The organism is Legionella sp. PC997 (genome assembly GCF_014109825.1).
Taxonomy (GTDB): domain Bacteria; phylum Pseudomonadota; class Gammaproteobacteria; order Legionellales; family Legionellaceae; genus Legionella.
On the sequence record NZ_CP059576.1, the window covers coordinates 2,573,248 to 2,590,278 of the forward strand.

The following is a 17,031-nucleotide window of genomic DNA, read 5'->3' on the forward strand; positions in this document are numbered from 1 at the left end:
TAATATGTCCCTTACTATCCCAGAAAATCACAATGCGATTGCAGAAAATCCTTCTCAATCTATCAGTGAAGTAACAACGAATACCTTTGTTATTAATTTACAACAAGCACGATTTGATCTGGAGTCAAATTGTCCTCCATCCCAATCAGAAGACTTAAACAATTCCTCTTTCTCAAAGAAACCAAAGCATCTACTGACAGGAACTGAATTAAGTACATCAGAATTGTTGCAGATTTTGGAGAACGCTAAAGCGCTTAAACACTCCCCTTCCTTATACCATCAGGCTTTAGCGAGTAAAAGTCTTGCAATGATTTTTGAAAAGCCTTCTTTTCGAACTCGCTTAAGTTTTGCAATGGCGATTCAAAGTATGGGGGGAATCGCCATTGAAAGCGTAGGTAATACCAGAAAACAAGAAACACCGGCCGATATGGCAAGAGTCCTAAACGGTTATGCCGATTTTATTATGGTAAGAACCCATGCTGACGAAGTATTACAGGAAATGGCTGCTTACGCCAAAGTACCGGTAATTAACGGTCTTTCGGCATTGCATCACCCCTGCCAGATTCTTGCAGACTTACTAAGCCTATGGGAGCAATTCGACTCTCTTGATGGACTAACAGTAACTTATATTGGTGATGGAAATAATATTCTCCATAGTTTGATGCTCCTTGCTCCTCAATTAGGAATAACCATTAATTACTGCTGTCCTCAAGAACACCAACCGAATGATTCAATTGTCAAACAAGCACAAAATAGTACGACAGGAATGATTCATGTTTTTTCTAAGCCGGAAGAAGCGGTTAAAAATGCCGATGCAGTTTATACGGATGTATGGACCAGTATGGGCTTTGAGGAGCAAGAAAATGCTCAAGCCTTTCAAGGATTTCAGGTAACGGAATCTTTAATGTCTTATGCCAAACCCGAAGCAGTGTTTATGCATTGTATGCCCATGGAGCGAGGAAAAGAAGTATCCGAGACTTTGCCAGACAGCCCTGCTTCAATAATTTTTAATCAAAGTGAAAATAGGATGCATGTACAAAAAGCCTTACTTCTATTTTTAAATTTATAAAAATACTTATGAGCCAAGTTATATACCTTGGCTCATAAGCTTATGTTTTCTGGAATTGTCTATGGGTGTTTTTTATTAGTCAAATTTTAACTGAGGGTATGCTTCTGTATAAGCCGGAATATTCTCTTTATCAATTGTTTTATCTTTAGAATAAATTGTTTTTAAATTTCTTCGATCTATTTTATCCCCTTCTAAATTCACTAAATAAGCTGGCATGTTGTAGATATGTAATGTCACACTAATCCCTTTCCCTAAACCTTTTCTTCGCTTGAGCTGATGTACATAAATCCCACTTAAATCATCACGATTGCAATGGAACCGAAAACGGTCAATGCGATTCTCTAAACACGCGGTAGATTCACTTGTGGGTCGATAGTATTTCTCAGATATTGGCCCTTCAAGAACGGTTACAGTACCCTTATATTTATGGTCATGAATTGTGGTTTGTTGTCGTTCCGCAAAGGCAAATGCCCAAATAGAAAAAGGATTTTTTTCATCGGGATGATCGTAAATAAGATACCGCCCTACACCATTCGCTTTCACTGTACTGCAATCAAGAGGCATATAAACACTATGATCTAATTTTAATGAGCCCTCTGCAAGCTTCGTAGGTAAAGACATTGAAACGGTCTCGTAAGTTATATCTTCGAGTTCAAATATTGCTTTTATCACTTTTTTCTTATTTTTCTCTCTTATCTGATCTATTTTTGAAAACATGTTGCTTCCTTTTAGTTCTGTATATTGTTCAAATAGAGTTATCCTTTGAGAACATCATAATGATGTATTAGTATAATGGCAAAAAATTACCACTATGATTAGTAATACATATTAAAAAAATTGGGGTATTCATGCCAACTACAAAGCGCAAATATAAAATTACTTAGCTTACACTGATCTACTTTTCAATATTTTGCTAATATGAAAGCAACCAAGAATGAATGCTACTTATTTATAATAAAAAACGATAAGATAGATAAAACAACGGCTACAGAGTTTTTCTAACCCGAAAAGGATAAATCACACATGGTAGTCATTTATTACCAAACTGAGTCTCGGATTCAGTCCAAGATTCTTAACGAGGAGAATGAAAATCTACTTCAAGAGGCACTCTGGATTGATTTAATTTGTCCGACCAAAGAAGAAGAACACATTGTAGAAGCACATTTAAAAATTGAAATACCAACTAAAGAAGAAGTTGAAGAAATCGAGCCATCCAGTAGATTGTATACGGAAAATAATGTCATATACATGACAGCTACAATGGTTGCTTTATCCGATTTACCTGAAGTTAAAACCGATGTCGTAACCTTTATACTTGCTGAAAAATGTTTAATCACCTTACGTTATGTCGAGCTTCACCCATTTAAACTATTTATTAAAAAATTAATCCGCTCTAAAACAAAAGAGTACGATACACATGCTCTATTAGTAGGATTGTTAGATGCAGCCGTAGATAGACTTGCTGATATTTTAGAGAAAATAAGCGATAAGTTTGATGAAATATCTAAAATTATTTTTCATCCAAAACCAAATAATCACACAGCACCTGAAACAAACTATAAACATATATTACAGTATATAGGGGCTAATGGTGACCTAGGTACTAAAGCCAGTGAAAGTTTAATATCATTCACTCGCTTAATTTCTTACTTAGAACAAGTAAGTGACTCAGATATTTCTAAAGAGATGCACATAATCCAAAAAGATATTAATGCGCTTCGAGAACATGCAAGTTTCCTCTCTACCAAATTTAGCTTCTTACTCGATGCGACTTTAGGCATGATCAATATCGAGCAAAATAGTATCATTAAAATTTTCTCAGTAGCCGCCGTTATTTTCCTGCCGCCAACTCTCATAGCAAGCATTTATGGAATGAACTTTAATGCCATGCCTGAGTTACGTTGGCATATAGGCTACCCGCTAGCGATACTGATGATGGTCATTTCAGCATGGTTGCCATTCAGGTATTTTAAAAAGAAAAAATGGTTATAAATTTTAAATTGGCTCCAAAGTAAAAAGTATTATCTATACTTTTGCAATGCTTCAATTCGTTTTTCAAGCGGAGGATGGCTTGAGAACAGAGCAAGCCAACTTCCGTGGCTCGATATTTTCATGGTATTAAACGCAGGTGCGCGATCGTCTGTTGGGGTTTTATCCATGAGTTGTTGCAAACGTTGTAACGCCTTAATCATCTTATCTTTACCAACATATTGCGCAGAACCTCTGTCTGCTCGAAATTCCCGATAGCGAGAAAACCACATAACGATCAGAGAGGCTAAAATTCCAAACAGCAATTCAAAGATAAGAGCCACCCCATAATAAACAAAACCACCTTGTATCTCTTCATCACTGTCTTTTCTAAAAAACTGCATTACAAAAAATGCAGCAATACGGGCAAAAAAGATTACAAATGTGTTGACTACCCCTTGAATCAAAGTAAGCGTTACCATATCGCCATTGGCAACATGTGACATTTCATGCCCTAAAACGGCTTGTACTTCATCTTCCTGCATCGAATTGAGTAATCCTGTTGAAACGGCAACAAGAGCATTATTTTTATTCCATCCAGTTGCAAACGCATTAGGTTCTGGGCTGTCGTAGATTCCGACATCAGGCATACCGATGTTTCTTTTTTTCGCCAAATCCCTTACTTGATTCATTAGCCAAGATTCTGCTTCAGTGGTGGGTCTATCAATTAATTGGACATTAAACGCATGAATCGCCATCCATTTTGAGATAAAAAGTGAAATCAAGGATCCTGTGAAACCAACAATCGCCGCATAAATTAATAGAACTTTATAATTCAAACCATATTGTGTCAGGTATGGGCTAATATTGAATAAACTTAGAATAAAAGAAATAACTATGAGTATGGCCAAGTTGGTAGCAAGAAATAAAATAATTCTTTTAAACATAATTTTGTCCCCTTGCTTAGCTAATCTGTTCTTCCTTATCTTAATTATAGAAGGTTGCCTAAGTTTAGGAGAGTTTTTTGGGTGCTTTTAAGTTAATTTAAAAAAAAGAAATCATTATGCGATATTTGGAATAAATGAATTAAATGTGCCATATTAATAAACTGGTTATTTTTCATAAATTAAAAGGAGGTTGTTTATGAATTATGTGGATGGATTTGTTGTTGCAGTGCCTAAAGCAAATAAAGCGCAATACATTGCACAAGCAACTAAAGCGGGCATGGTATTTAAAGAACATGGTGCGTTAAAACTAGTTGAATGTTGGGGGGATGAGGTGCCTGAAGGAAAAATTACCTCTTTTCCTATGGCGGTTAAATGTAAGGAGGATGAAATCGTTGTTTTTTCATGGATCCTTTGGCCATCTAAGCAAGTTCGTGATGAAGGAATGAAAAAAGCTATGGAAGATCCTCGGTTAAACCCCGATAACAACCCGATGCCTTTTGATGGCAAACGTTTGATTTATGGGGGATTCAATATGGTGGTTGATGTCTAATTTGAATTCAATAACATTTAAGTTATATAACTGTTTTTGAACATTTAAACCGAAACATTATCGTTCATTTTATTCATCTGGAGAATTTATGCCTGGCCCTTACAACACCAATGTCATAGTGAATGTATTTCGAAGCATTGTTCAATTAGTATCTCAAAATCCCGAATTATTAAAAATCTCTGGAGCTTTTCGAGTCGCTGGTTCTAAAGAGGAAACGGAGAAATTACTGGATCAACTTATCCATGAACAATTTGACGTAGATATTCTAAGTCACTATGTAATGGAAAAAAATAAAGTACATAGTGAGCATCTCCACAACATTTTAGGAATGATACCCACACTTTTTAAAAACACCCAATTATTAGATTCAGGAGACAAATTACTTGGAACCTTCGCTAAAAAATTAAAATCGCTGTTGGACTTACCCGATGAGAAAAACCTTAGTGCGGCAACTCAATTATTCGATGATTTTATTGGTGATCTCCTCCTTTCAAAGAGAATAGATCATCAACGCGCAGGAGAGATTCTTGATCATTACTGTTACTTAATGCACCAAGTGGGCAGATTTCAAGATATTAACCGAATGACATATGCCAATCTTGCGATTATTATGGCCCCGCGTTTGACTCAGGATTTAGATCTATTCCCGGCGACGGACTTTTTGGGTTTAAGTGGATTTATGAGTCAGTTAACACCTGTATTAGAAAATTATATAACCGACAAAAAATGGGATGAGGAGTTCAAAGAACGTCACGCAGATAAATTGGAACATTTAGCAAACACCAGACATTTAATACGAGACCAATTGGAACATATGAAAGTAGCCTCCAAAAAATCAGTAACCATTCCTATGGGTAGTTTGATGTTGCAAGCATCGATGCTGAAACACCAGATAGAAATTATAGAACAGCAGAAGCAGGATTCTTCAATGAAACGAAAAATGAAGAAAGAATTAAGTAAGCAGCAGAAGCAATTAAAAGATGAGCTAAATGCGCTTGAGCCCAAAATTGCTGAATTAAACTCTCAAATATCTCTTGTGAATCTTGGACATAAAAAAATACAGGAAGAAATCAATCTGATCTCTCTTTCGGAAAAAGGATTAACATTTGCAAAAAATACTTCTGGAACTAAATTTAGCAGTGCGAATCTTACTCAGTTTAGTATTTTTGAGGGTGATAATAACAAGATTGCCGCTCCTACTTTTTTATTCCCAAATTCAGAAAAACAGGAGATAGTGGATAATGACACCTTGCAATCCACCTCTCTTGATGGTCCGAAGTAACCCTTAGGTATTGCAGAAGTTTTAATAAAAATAACTGAGTGCATTTATCGCAGTGGAGCCCGAGTTTTAATCACGGTATCCACTGCAGGCTGTGGGTTCCCTTCGGTTAAGTCAACCCCGGAACAATAATACCAGAATTAGAATAAGGAGAATTAAACCTACTCCACCACTAGGATAATAACCCCAACCGCTACTATAAGGCCATGTCGGAAGTACGGCTAATAAAATAACAATTAAGACAATAAATAGAAGTAAGTTCATAGTAAAATTCCTTTTTTTAAAGATGATATTCGTGTTAATTATAGTTTAAACACTGAGGTATAGATATTTTTTAACCATACCGAAATTTATTTACTCAAGTTATATTAAAAAAGCATTGAACTACGAGAAATAATTTATTCCGTGATCAATTTGATTTACTATACCCCAACCTCTCGCGAGGTAAGAATACATTGAAATATTTATGTTTTTCTTTGTTCATGTTGGTATTTTCAAAATTATTTAATCAAAGGGGTCCATATATGCGTAAATCATTGGTGTCGTATTTGTTTTTCCTGATTACAATATCCTATGCAACTCTTGCTAATAGTTATGGTGTTCATGAAGACCACCCTTATGATTTTGTAGTTACAAAAGATGTGTATAAGTTTTCTGAAATTTATCAAATTAAATCACCTCAAAAAGAGACATATCCTGGCTCAGTAAAAAAAAGTGCATTTCGTATCCGTACTAACTATGATTTATCCAATAAAGATGGATGGCAAGCAACGGGAATTACACGAATCATTTCTTTAGGTTCTCTTTATGCATGGGCGAAGGAAATTGACATTTATGATACCCGTGGAGTACAAATTGGCTTTATTGATGGAAATTTAGCAACACTCGAGTCAGCAAAATTCACTATTTATGACTATGATGAGTCAGGAAAATCCACTGAAATTGGCTTTGCTTATGCGAATCCAAGCTTTGACCGATTTGTTATTTTATCATCAACCAACAATCCCCACCCTATCGCTGAATTAAATCGCAACTTTGGGGACAAAACCTGGGAAGTCTCTGTACACTATCCTGAAAAAATTGATGATCGCATCATTCGTATTTTTGCCGGTTTTGTGATTGATTATGAAGATAAGTTTTTAGCAAGCCCCGATGATTCTGATGATTCTGATGATGATTATATAGCAAATCAACCTACTCCTTAAAATTACTCGAAGGTTGGGGTAGTTACCCAACCTTTACAGCTCCTCAGCTATTTCCATTTTAAATCCATGTTTTTTTTATTTTCATATCGAGTATTCGATTTCACTCATGTTAGAGTGATGAAACTCTCTAACTGATGTTTCAAAGGTTAATATGTAATCACCATGATTAATAAAGAGAAATGGGATAAATTAAACGATTTAATGGTTCAACTTCATATCCAAGAAGCAGATCTGTTCGAAAAATTTATCGTAGGCAGTGGTAAAGGAGGCCAGAAGCTGCATAAAACAGCCTCCACGGTTTATTTAAAACATATACCTTCTGGTTTGGAAATAAAATGTCAAGAATCAAGAAGTCGAGAAGACAATCGGTATTTTGCTAGACTACGCCTTTGTAACAAATTACATTCGATAGTCAGTGATGAACAAACAAAAGAACAGCAAAAAATTGAACGATTGAAACGCCAAAAGAAAAGACGTTCGAGGCGAACGAAACAAAAGATTTTAGATGAAAAATCCAGACAAAGTGAGATTAAGGTCCTGAGAAAAAAACCTTCATCTTATGAATAACTTTTAATAGAATCTAAAGAGTTTAATTCATAAAAAATCAAAAGGCTGCATTTCTGGTCTAATCCAGATGCCTATAAATTATATTACATTCCATTCCTATAATTTAGGATGTTTTTTCTCCATACCTCATAAAATTAACTCTCTCCAAGCTGGTATAATTTTGCACGTAGTGTATAATTTTAGAACATCATTTTTGAAATGGAGTTCAAAATGGGGTACCGCGACGGATTAAAATTCCAATTTACTAAAATGGATGCTTTACACGCGTTGAGTCAACCCGTTTCTTCGTTGTTGGGAATCTCAAATCAAACCGAACAAACCTTAAATAAACTAGGGATTAAAACGGTATATGATTTAGCGACCTGTGCTTTATTCCAAGTTGCTCAGGATATTGCTGCTGCAGCTAATGGAGAAGGAAATTCTATTGTTGCACGATCCGGAAAGATTTCCTCCAGTTTTATTGATTCAGACGCTCCACAAACTCCAGACGCTTTAGTTGGAGCGGGAATCAATGCTTTTAGAGACATTAGCACTCCCCTTGCTACCGAGATAAAGAATAATCTGCAAGTTGAAACCATTGGTGATTTAGGTCGATGGCCTCCATTTTGTGCCGCCCAAGTTATATTGGATGTTGGAATTCCAGATTTGAATCAAGAGGAAGAAGAAAAAGGTAGTGAATTAGTCCCTAAGCTAGGTGAATATCCAACTGAACGCCATTATTACCGCTCGATTGTGATTGATCAGGTATCCCCACAGGAAACAAGTGATTTAAATAATGCAGGCCCCATTGATATTTCCCCTACTGTTTCATCTGATTTTGGCTTTAAAAAACCTGCGGTCGGGGCAATGCTAACCTTTGCTCAATCTTGGTTTGCTCAAGGCGTAACTTTAGGTAATTTACTCCATAGTGTCGCCCTTGCACCCGGTGAAAGTACACGTATTGCAGTCATGGACTGGTCACGTCAGGTCAAAGCATCAGGGCAAGAATCTATTTCTGAATCAGAAAATCTAACCAATACCTCCACTCATAATCGCGCGATAAGTGAAGTACAAGATGCGGTTGCTTCCGAAGTGCAAACTGGCTTTTCCAAAACAAGTGGCAGTTCCACCACCTCGGCAGGCGGCGGTGGTTTAGGATTGAGTTTAGGCCCATTAACATTGGGAGGAAGCGGATCCTCCGCGACATCAAGTTCCAATGCCGAGAGTTTTTCAACTTCTTCTGGAACTCGCAATCTTTCTGCAACGATGAATCAACGAGTTTCTGATGCGACACAACAAGCGGCATCTTCAGTGCGAAATCGTCGAGCCTCTATTGTTAAAGAGGTTTCTGAGGAAGAGCATCAATCAGTCTCTACACGGATTATCGCCAACTACAACCATATGCATGCCTTAACGATCCAATATTATGAAGTCATTGAAATTTATAGGGTCAATGTTCAATTACAACAAGTGGAGCGTTGTCTTTTTGTGCCGATGAAATTGATTCAATTTGATCATGCAACGATTAAACGCTATCAAGGAATACTCGCCAATGCAGCGATAAGTCAGCGGGCCAAGGAGTTGTTAAGCAGGGAATTTGGTTCGGTAATAATACAACCTACCCTACCACTTCGGCCTACACGTTCTGTGTTTGATCATGTTGCGGCAATTGATCGAATAGCCCTCAATGTTTCGATGCGAGCATCTACAAACATCACGAACGCTGTCGAAGATGGAGCAAATACCCCTCCGCCCGCAGCAGAACCTACAAATCCCCCACCCTCTCCAACTCCAAGCGGACCATATTGGCTCAATGATGAATTAATCAGAGCATCTCGTATCACTTTAGCGAGTATAACAAAACCGGGAACTACCAATGTCTCCTTGCCAGGTGAAACAGAATTTTACGGAATTTCACTGGATTTAACCGCGCAAAATCGTTCATCCTTCTCAATCACTGCAGTAAATGTTGATCTGCAATCCGGCACTATAATTAAATTGAATAGCATCAGTCCGATTACCTGGATTACTACTGAACCAATTCCAATTCAAGAGTTAGCAGCAATTAGGATTACTTCCGCGAATACAAGCTACTTAACAGGAAGATTAACTTTGCAGCTCAGTTACAACAGCGCAAAATTCCCTATTAGTTTACCTGTGGAAGTGAGTCCTAATGCAGTTGAATTACAGCTTTGCCGCTTTGCAGTGAACCAAAGCGATGAAGCTGAATTAAAAATGCACCTTGAACAAAACCGACTGTATTACAGTCAAGTGGTTTGGCGCGCCCTGGATCCGTCACAAATTGCGTTGCTCTTATCCGCATTTACCTTTGAAGATAAACCTATAGGTAATTTAATTGATCCAAATCCAGTGATGGTTGCAAGTAATTATTTAGTATTTCGCATGCCAAGTTTTATCAAAGCAGTAGGCATTGAAGATACTGAATCAGATACAGAAGATGAAGCTCATAAAAGCTGGCGGGGTTGGTTAAAGGATCGAGGATTAGTATTAGGTGCAAATGCAGCGATCGAACAACTTATTCCTATTCCAACTGGAGGAGTTTTTGCAGAAGCAGTGTTGGGTCGCTCCAATTGTGCAGAACGACTCGATGCCACACGCTTTTGGAATTGGCAAGACTCGCCAATACCTTTACAACCTCCTGAAATTGCTGCGATTCAAATGGAATCTCGAGCTCAGCCAATTGATGTTACCCCGGGACAATTGGGGGCTCCTGTTTTAAATATTATGAATCCTACAACACTTCCTGATCCAACTGGAGTGGGAGCAATATTAAATGCGGTGCAAAATGGTAGCATGTTCCGCGATATGGCGGGTCTTGCAAGCACTGCTGCATTAGCTCAAGCTTTAGGAAGTAATTCAACCAGCGCTGGTATTGAAGCGGGTAAACAAGCCGCAGCGAATTTAGCCGTCGCCGCCCAAAAAGACATTGAAGAAAAAAGAATTGCTGCACAACTTGCCATGGCTGCAATGGGGTTACCTTCCGCAAATGCAGGCGCCAGTAAAAATATTTCTGAGGGTGGTGCTTTATTGAATACTGCCACAGAAATGGATAAACGTTCACCCAGAACTGCCCCTTCTTCTACAGGTTCTGAAGGTGGCGGCTCAACTTCCGATGGTTCAAGTGGCAGTTCAGGAGGAACAAGTGAACCCACCATGCCTGGAGTACCAGACGAAGTTCGTAGCCTATTTGGCGGTACTAGTCGAGCAGATGAAGTACTTTCCAAAATGAACTGGGGAAGTTTAGGGCAATCAGGTGCTTCCATTATCCCCGCCAGTTATTCCGATAAAGGTGGCGGTGGGGGCGCCAGCACCACAAAACCCTCTGTAATTCAATTTGAGCTGGCTTTCTATGCAAGCTTTCCCAAACCCTGGGCTACTGAAGCAGACGAAGTCCAAGGTCTAGCGAATGGTAAATGGCTTCCCTCCGAGGAAGATTTTGACAGTATTAGTCCTGCTGCAACAGGCGCCAACAATCAAGGCACTAAACCTTTTGGTCAAGTGATCACCTCTGTAGAAGATTTAATTAATACAGTGCTCTACTTTGCACCCCAAGTGCCCGGTTTTGGAACAACTCATGCTTCCACAGTAGTACGACTTAATCTGTTCTTATATGCAGAAAGTGGAGATGTAGCATTTAAAGGCACCTTAACCACTACGGGAAAATGGGATGCCGTATTGGGCAATGATATTAAATCGGCAGGCTTGGATTCAGCGTTAATAACCGCCCTTAGTAAAAAATCAGCCACTAAAGCCTTGCAAGCTAAACTCAAGAAAGCCTGGGCTCCTAACGCTGAAATTTGGTTATATTCTTGTTCGGCTGTGGTCAGTAATGCCTTTGGTAAAAAATTGGCTAAACTACTTGGGGCAAAAATTCGGGCTTTTGATGACCCATTCTGGGTCTTACCTTCTTTTGATACCAGTCAACAAAAAATCCTATCCCGAGTCGAGTTTGGTATTGGTGCTGATTTTGCAGCGGCTGCCGCAACTAAAACAAAAGATCTCCACAGCTTGGATGTTTTATCAAAAAGAACCTTTAAACCTTAATCTTCAAATCAAGCTCCTCCCACCCGGGACGAGCTTGATGCATAAACCAATAATACTTCCTTTGATAACACTTAGTATTCTTTGAATCTTACCTTCAATCTATGGCAGATTATGCATCCTATTCCCCGACCTCCACTTCTCATCATGCAAGATAGGTAATATTGAATAAAACCCCATTTGTGTAGAAATGATTTAATTCCAAACCCTCACCTATGGTTTGGCCTGAGGCTCGGCCAAGTTGACTTTTACCCCAATCGGCAAATTCATAACCAACCCCAACTTGCCAATTTTGACTCAATACCTTTTGTATCCCTCCGCCCACTGTATAAGTAAAAGCAGTTTGAGTATGAGAGGCAAAATTAGGATTAGGTAAGGCTTCAAAAATCTTCGGAGTATTTATAAAAGAACTTGCTTCATTAAAGCCTACACCAATGCTACCACTCACCCAAGGTATCACTATAAACCCCATATCAGCCAATAATTTCCCTTTTGCTGCAACATGAGTATGTTTCATTTTGTAGCTGTAGGTAAAATTATCAAACTCAGGATCCGCATCATCCCAAATGTCTCCTGAAAGCCTCGCATTAGTCGTTGCAGCTGCTGCTATTCCTAACTGCCCCCAGAATGTAGTAGTTAATGCTTTTTGCAAGCCAAAAAACACTTCAAAATCTGCGAGTGCGTGTGTCGATTTATCTGCGGTATAAGTTTTTTCAATTTCAGGAGCCAAAAAAAAGGTTTGCGCAGCGCCCTCATTTTCCCATACAGGACCAATGCTCAATGCCGCAACATAATTCCAAGGCGAGACAGATTCACCCATGGCACCAGCCATTACGCTAGCGCTTAAAAGGTTCATCATTAATACTAAATAGCACTTTTTCCTCATCAAAACTCCTTACATGAGATAAGTTAATAAACAAACCATCCTAATTTATTCATAAAATGAACTCAAAATCTTTTGTGAAAGTGACATGAAGCCAGCTTCCATAACCCCATCCATAAAGTGAGTAAATCTGATCTAAATTAATCAAATTCATAAACCCAGATTAGAATCTAAGTCTTATCCGGGTTATAAAGTTTTATTTTTTTATAGGGAGAACACATGCATCAATGGTTACACCTCCAGGAATGTTTCCTGGATTATATAGCGCGATGTTATCACCTATATTCGCTTGGTTGCCGAAAAAAGTGTTTGAAGAGACACACGCATGAGCCAAATTCATAGCTAATGGGGTTCCTGCTGAGCCCCCTACTAATATCGCCCCCCCTCTAGTATCCTCTCCCAATGATTTCTTCAGTGCCGTATTTTTTTCAAAAATATTATTAACAATCTTAGCATTTCCAGAAAACTCAACCGCTATTGCGCCTCCTCCTGGTGCCATAGTACTTACTGAAGAAGTACCTCCACTAAAGAAATTGGCGATCCCATTAAAGAAAAGTAATGGTGAAATTGTACCAGGAGGTACTCCCTCAATTGTATTAAGTACAAATTTATTATTTGAGATTTGTGCCAGTGGTTTTAGAGGAGAGGCTAATAAAGCATTCCCAAAGTTAGAGGCAAAAATTCCTCCTCCTTCTAATTCTGCTTTATTCTTCGAGAAAATAGATTGGGTTACGGTGGTTGCTATCGAGTCAATGTAAATTGCCCCACCGACACCACCAAAGTTGTTAGTAAATTCAGAATTTAAGATCTGAGCTCGCGAATTGGGATGGGGAAGTATCCCGAACACATTAACACCACCCCCTCCAAATGCTGCAGCAGCATTATCTATAAATTTAGAATTTACAACAGTTAAAAAATAAGGAGTGCCATCATTAAAAGGAATGTGGAAAAAAACCGCTCCACCACCAAAACCGGTACTGGTGGTTTGATTTTGTGTAAACGTTGAATCGGATATAGATACATTAGTATTAATAACCCCCAAAGCGCCGCCACTTGCATCTGGGACTGGACCCTTTAAAGCATTGCCCTTGAAATTACTTGATGCAATGATGATATCACCACCATCTTTACCACGGATGGCTCCCCCATTACGAAAAGCAATATTTTGTTCAAATTGACTTGAAGTAACCGTATAGGCAGCATCAATCAAATTTTCTAAAGCGCCACCACTACCTCCTGGAAATACGGCTAGATTATTAATAAATTTGGACTCTTTTATCGTAATGGAGGTTTTGGTATCTATTGCTGCAACTGCCCCTCCCCCGGACGCTAATGCAAGGAACTCACCAGCGAGAATTTCAGTCACTGTTGCATTAGAACCATCACTTATATTTTGCTCAAAAAGCATATTACTAAGTTCAATCACTGAACCATATCGTGCCAAAAGCCCCCCGCCTGCTGCATGTTCATAATCAAGACTCTCAAGCATATTTAAAGGTCCTAAAACCCCTCTATCGGGACCAACTGCATATCCTCCCCTCACTATGAGACTATCAAGAGTAACGTTTTTCACCCCTTCTCCCGGAAGAACATCACTTCCAGCCATAAGCACATGCCATACCCTATCGTTGGTACTCTTAACTACATAAGGGGTAAGACAAGTTGAAGTCATGTCACCACATAAAATGGTGGGGAAACGTTGCCCATCTCTTTGTCGACGACTCGTTTCCTTTCCTGAAAATCCTCCGTATATTGCTGTATTACTTGGGAGATTAAATGTTCTTAGTTTCGGAGTGCTAATCCCATATGCTCCTCCAACCACTCCTTGAGGCGCATAGACGCGTGTGGGTTTATAAACTCCTTGAGCTACCCAGATTTCAACCGAGCCTGGATCAGCATCTGCAGCTTCTAGTGCAGACTCTAAATTATTAAAGGCATTGGCCCAACTACTTCCGTTACCGTTTGTAGGGTTACGCCCGTTGACATAGAATCTCGTTGCTTTACCTTGAGTAATATTTAAACTGTTCGTAGAGCTCGGTTGATAGCATTGCAAGCGATTACCTTGATTGCAAACCACAGGACCACCTGAAATATTTCCCACTAATTCAGAACCAATTACTTCTAAGGTTAGAGTACAGGATTGCTTAGATCCTAATGAAAAAGGATTGCTACAGTTCCCCGTCCCTGTAGTCACCTGCTTAATTCCATTTATAGGACTCATAATCAAAATCTTTGATTTTTTTGATTGGTTGGTTAAGGTATATTTTATGGTAGCCGTTCCTGTTGGGCTTACAGTTACCTTAGGAGGAAATTTTGCATTTGGGATAAATGTCCATAAAGGATTAGAAGCTTGAGTCGTAGTAACATGAGTCTCTGCGAAAACATTATGGTTTAGAAAAGTTGAGAATAAAATGAAAAATAGAGAATATCTTTTCAATTAATGCTCCTTGCAAAAAAGTTATCAAATATCAAAGTTAGGGAGTTAGAAATTAAGAATAATCGATGAGTTCTTGGATAGCGGCTCAATATTATCTTATCATTCGTTATTTTTCTTTAACCGCTCAGCTAACAAACATCTGTTTTCGGACTTCCCTGAGTTGCAGTGATTGTTGGAATGCATCTAAACATAAAATTTTATGAAGATCAATAAAGCACTCTTATCGTTCCAAAACTCACTGGATGCTAATTATCAATAGAAACCCCATATTCACCAAAGAGATATTTTCGATGGAAACTTTAATGATACATCTTGGGTGGAGTCTCTTGTTCCCTCTGAGTTCGCTACACACCCCTCAACTTATTTTAAAGTAAGATGAAAGTCTTCAACAATATCACTAGGGGAAAATCCATCTCTATATTTAAAATGTTCGCAAATATGAGTAACAATAATATAATTTGATTGTTTGGTTTGTTTTAAAATCCACGTATGACTTAAATCGGCAATTAATTGTTGACTGTAGGCCGCTGGAGATTGCCAAATTCGTGCATACCACGCTCCTTTGGTACTAAGCGTAATTTGCTCCTCCTGAGTTTCACTTTTAACAAGTTCACAATCAAATTTTTGATCAAAATATATTAATTTACCTATTTGATGATCAGCAAAACCTGCAATTCCCTTAAATACAATATCGCTACCACGTAATGTAATAATTAAATGTTCTGGATCAACGATGGGTAAAAAATCAGATATGGGTGCTCGTGAAGCATTTAAATGGTTAAATTGCTCCACGACTTGGTACGCAGTTTTTTCACAATGTGTTATTTTCTTCATAAATTAGTCTTTATAGTTTTATTAATGGCCTACTCTAAAAGGGCAAGGCCCTTATCTAGAGATCACATACTCCTGTTGCAGAACTATTGTATTTTCTACCTAAATTTTAATGATGTCTGAAAATAAAATTTCGTGCAAGAAACATTCTAAGGACAGAATAATCTGTCCTTAGCTTTATTTCTTAATTATAAGAACTTACATTTTACTGCCAATATCTAAAATCATATAAGCTCCTGCTGTAGACAATGATTTGTGCATTAATCGACAATTAAATCCTTTAAAAAACGCACTTACGCCATGATTTCTATAAATTTCTGTTGCAAGGTCTTTTATTGTTGGCTTGGATGAATCCAAACGAGCCTGTTGTTGACTCTTGATTACATCAAGTGGAGTTGTCGATAAAGCGATAGGGATTGAGGCTGTGGTTGCCCATAGAATCGTAGATAAGAAACTTTGCTTTTCCCGTTTTGTGTTAATTGCATGATACGTCGTATATAGATAAAGCCAACTAGGAAATGATTTTGCAAGAGTTGCATTACTACCTGAAAAGAAACCAGGCAATCCTTTTTGTTGGTAGATGGTTTGCATAGCCTGAATAGGTTTTATTGGCTTAGCCTGGCTTGCTATCGACCGCATTTGTACGGTTTTAATATTCTCAAGAGGACTGAGCACTAAAGTATCAAAAGTAGCGGAAATGGCTGCTTTGAATAGTCCCCCAACCATCGTAGGCCATTGTAATTTATCAACTTCTTTTGGCATGTGAGTAATCAATAAAGGTCTGTATATCACTTTTCCTTGTTGACGAAGGATGCAAGACAAAAATCCTGTCGAAAAATGGTTTAAATTAGCGCCTATAAATTGTTTAGTAACAGCATATGAACCTTGCCAAAGATTGGTTTGAATGGCAACCTTAAGTCGTTCTGCGGGATGTCCTACCAATGTTGTAATTCCGGTGTATGTCACACTAAAAGCATAAGCATCCCAAAGTGTCTTTTTCTCTTTCTTTTCTGAGCCCATAAATACATTACCTCTTAATAAAAATCGCAAATACTACATGGTGTCCTTTTTAAAATCACTAAGTTTTTTATGAGGCTTAACTTAATTAAGAACCCGTGAAATTTCATTTATTCTATTAAGGATTTAATAATTAGATGTAGCAAATTTGTATTGCATTATTTAGTATGATGTCCTGCTTCAAAATAAAATGGGTCAGGAACGTTTCATTTTATGAAAAGAAGGGACGCAGTGCCG

14 protein-coding genes are annotated in these 17,031 nt (G+C 38.1%); 7 read left to right on the forward strand and 7 right to left on the reverse strand.

Going from position 1 to position 17,031, the window contains the following annotated elements; translation table 11 throughout:
* The first annotated feature begins 4 nt into the window (after nucleotides 1–4).
* Nucleotides 5–1,069, forward strand: a complete 1,065-nt coding sequence (argF, locus tag HBNCFIEN_RS11085; RefSeq protein WP_182391144.1) for an ornithine carbamoyltransferase — start codon at nucleotides 5–7, stop codon at nucleotides 1,067–1,069.
* A 75-nt stretch (nucleotides 1,070–1,144) separates the two neighbouring features.
* On the opposite strand, the gene HBNCFIEN_RS11090 is transcribed toward argF, so the two are convergent.
* A complete protein-coding gene (locus HBNCFIEN_RS11090; RefSeq protein ID WP_182391145.1) occupies nucleotides 1,145–1,786 on the reverse strand; it encodes a cysteine dioxygenase in 642 nt (213 codons plus the stop codon).
* A 306-nt stretch (nucleotides 1,787–2,092) separates the two neighbouring features.
* Between HBNCFIEN_RS11090 and HBNCFIEN_RS11095 the strand changes: the two genes are divergently transcribed.
* Entirely contained in the window at nucleotides 2,093–3,061 is a 969-nt protein-coding gene (locus tag HBNCFIEN_RS11095) for a magnesium transporter CorA family protein (RefSeq protein ID WP_182391146.1), read from the forward strand.
* A 29-nt stretch (nucleotides 3,062–3,090) separates the two neighbouring features.
* On the opposite strand, the gene htpX is transcribed toward HBNCFIEN_RS11095, so the two are convergent.
* Nucleotides 3,091–3,984, reverse strand: coding sequence for a protease HtpX (gene htpX / locus HBNCFIEN_RS11100; RefSeq protein WP_182391147.1), 894 nt, complete (start codon nucleotides 3,982–3,984; stop codon nucleotides 3,091–3,093).
* A gap of 196 nt (nucleotides 3,985–4,180) precedes the next feature.
* Between htpX and HBNCFIEN_RS11105 the strand changes: the two genes are divergently transcribed.
* Both HBNCFIEN_RS11105 and HBNCFIEN_RS11110 read left to right on the forward strand, forming a co-directional pair.
* Nucleotides 4,181–4,534 (forward strand): DUF1428 domain-containing protein, encoded by a 354-nt coding sequence (locus HBNCFIEN_RS11105; protein WP_182391148.1) that lies wholly within the window; start codon nucleotides 4,181–4,183, stop codon nucleotides 4,532–4,534.
* Nucleotides 4,535–4,622: 88 nt separating this feature from the next.
* Nucleotides 4,623–5,816: a RhoGAP domain-containing protein gene (locus HBNCFIEN_RS11110; RefSeq protein WP_182391149.1), complete on the forward strand. Its 1,194-nt coding sequence runs from the start codon at nucleotides 4,623–4,625 to the stop codon at nucleotides 5,814–5,816.
* A 111-nt stretch (nucleotides 5,817–5,927) separates the two neighbouring features.
* Here the strand turns inward: HBNCFIEN_RS11110 and HBNCFIEN_RS11115 are convergent, their stop codons facing one another.
* Nucleotides 5,928–6,077 carry a DUF3309 family protein gene (locus HBNCFIEN_RS11115; RefSeq protein WP_182391150.1) on the reverse strand — a complete coding sequence of 50 codons (150 nt, stop codon included), beginning with the start codon at nucleotides 6,075–6,077 and terminating at the stop codon, nucleotides 5,928–5,930.
* 260 nt (nucleotides 6,078–6,337) lie between these two features.
* Here HBNCFIEN_RS11115 and HBNCFIEN_RS11120 point away from each other — a divergent pair, with 260 nt between their 5' ends.
* From HBNCFIEN_RS11120 to HBNCFIEN_RS11130, 3 genes are all read left to right on the forward strand, one after another.
* Nucleotides 6,338–7,018 (forward strand): hypothetical protein, encoded by a 681-nt coding sequence (locus tag HBNCFIEN_RS11120; protein WP_182391151.1) that lies wholly within the window; start codon nucleotides 6,338–6,340, stop codon nucleotides 7,016–7,018.
* A gap of 162 nt (nucleotides 7,019–7,180) precedes the next feature.
* The gene (locus tag HBNCFIEN_RS11125) at nucleotides 7,181–7,585 is read left to right on the forward strand and encodes a peptide chain release factor-like protein (protein ID WP_182391152.1); all 405 of its coding nucleotides are present in this window, start codon (nucleotides 7,181–7,183) and stop codon (nucleotides 7,583–7,585) included.
* 210 nt (nucleotides 7,586–7,795) lie between these two features.
* The gene (locus HBNCFIEN_RS11130) at nucleotides 7,796–11,629 is read left to right on the forward strand and encodes a hypothetical protein (RefSeq protein ID WP_182391153.1); all 3,834 of its coding nucleotides are present in this window, start codon (nucleotides 7,796–7,798) and stop codon (nucleotides 11,627–11,629) included.
* A 142-nt stretch (nucleotides 11,630–11,771) separates the two neighbouring features.
* Here HBNCFIEN_RS11130 and HBNCFIEN_RS11135 read toward each other — a convergent pair whose 3' ends face one another.
* The 4 genes from HBNCFIEN_RS11135 to HBNCFIEN_RS11150 form a co-directional block, all read right to left on the reverse strand.
* Entirely contained in the window at nucleotides 11,772–12,512 is a 741-nt protein-coding gene (locus HBNCFIEN_RS11135) for an outer membrane protein (RefSeq protein ID WP_182391154.1), read from the reverse strand.
* A gap of 193 nt (nucleotides 12,513–12,705) precedes the next feature.
* Nucleotides 12,706–14,946, reverse strand: a complete 2,241-nt coding sequence (locus HBNCFIEN_RS11140) for a hypothetical protein (protein WP_182391155.1) — start codon at nucleotides 14,944–14,946, stop codon at nucleotides 12,706–12,708.
* A gap of 360 nt (nucleotides 14,947–15,306) precedes the next feature.
* Nucleotides 15,307–15,780: a hypothetical protein gene (locus HBNCFIEN_RS11145; RefSeq protein ID WP_182391156.1), complete on the reverse strand. Its 474-nt coding sequence runs from the start codon at nucleotides 15,778–15,780 to the stop codon at nucleotides 15,307–15,309.
* Nucleotides 15,781–15,975: 195 nt separating this feature from the next.
* On the reverse strand, nucleotides 15,976–16,797 hold the full coding sequence (locus HBNCFIEN_RS11150) for an MC/SLC25 family protein (RefSeq protein ID WP_182391157.1): 822 nt from the start codon (nucleotides 16,795–16,797) through the stop codon (nucleotides 15,976–15,978).
* Nucleotides 16,798–17,031 lie beyond the last annotated feature (234 nt).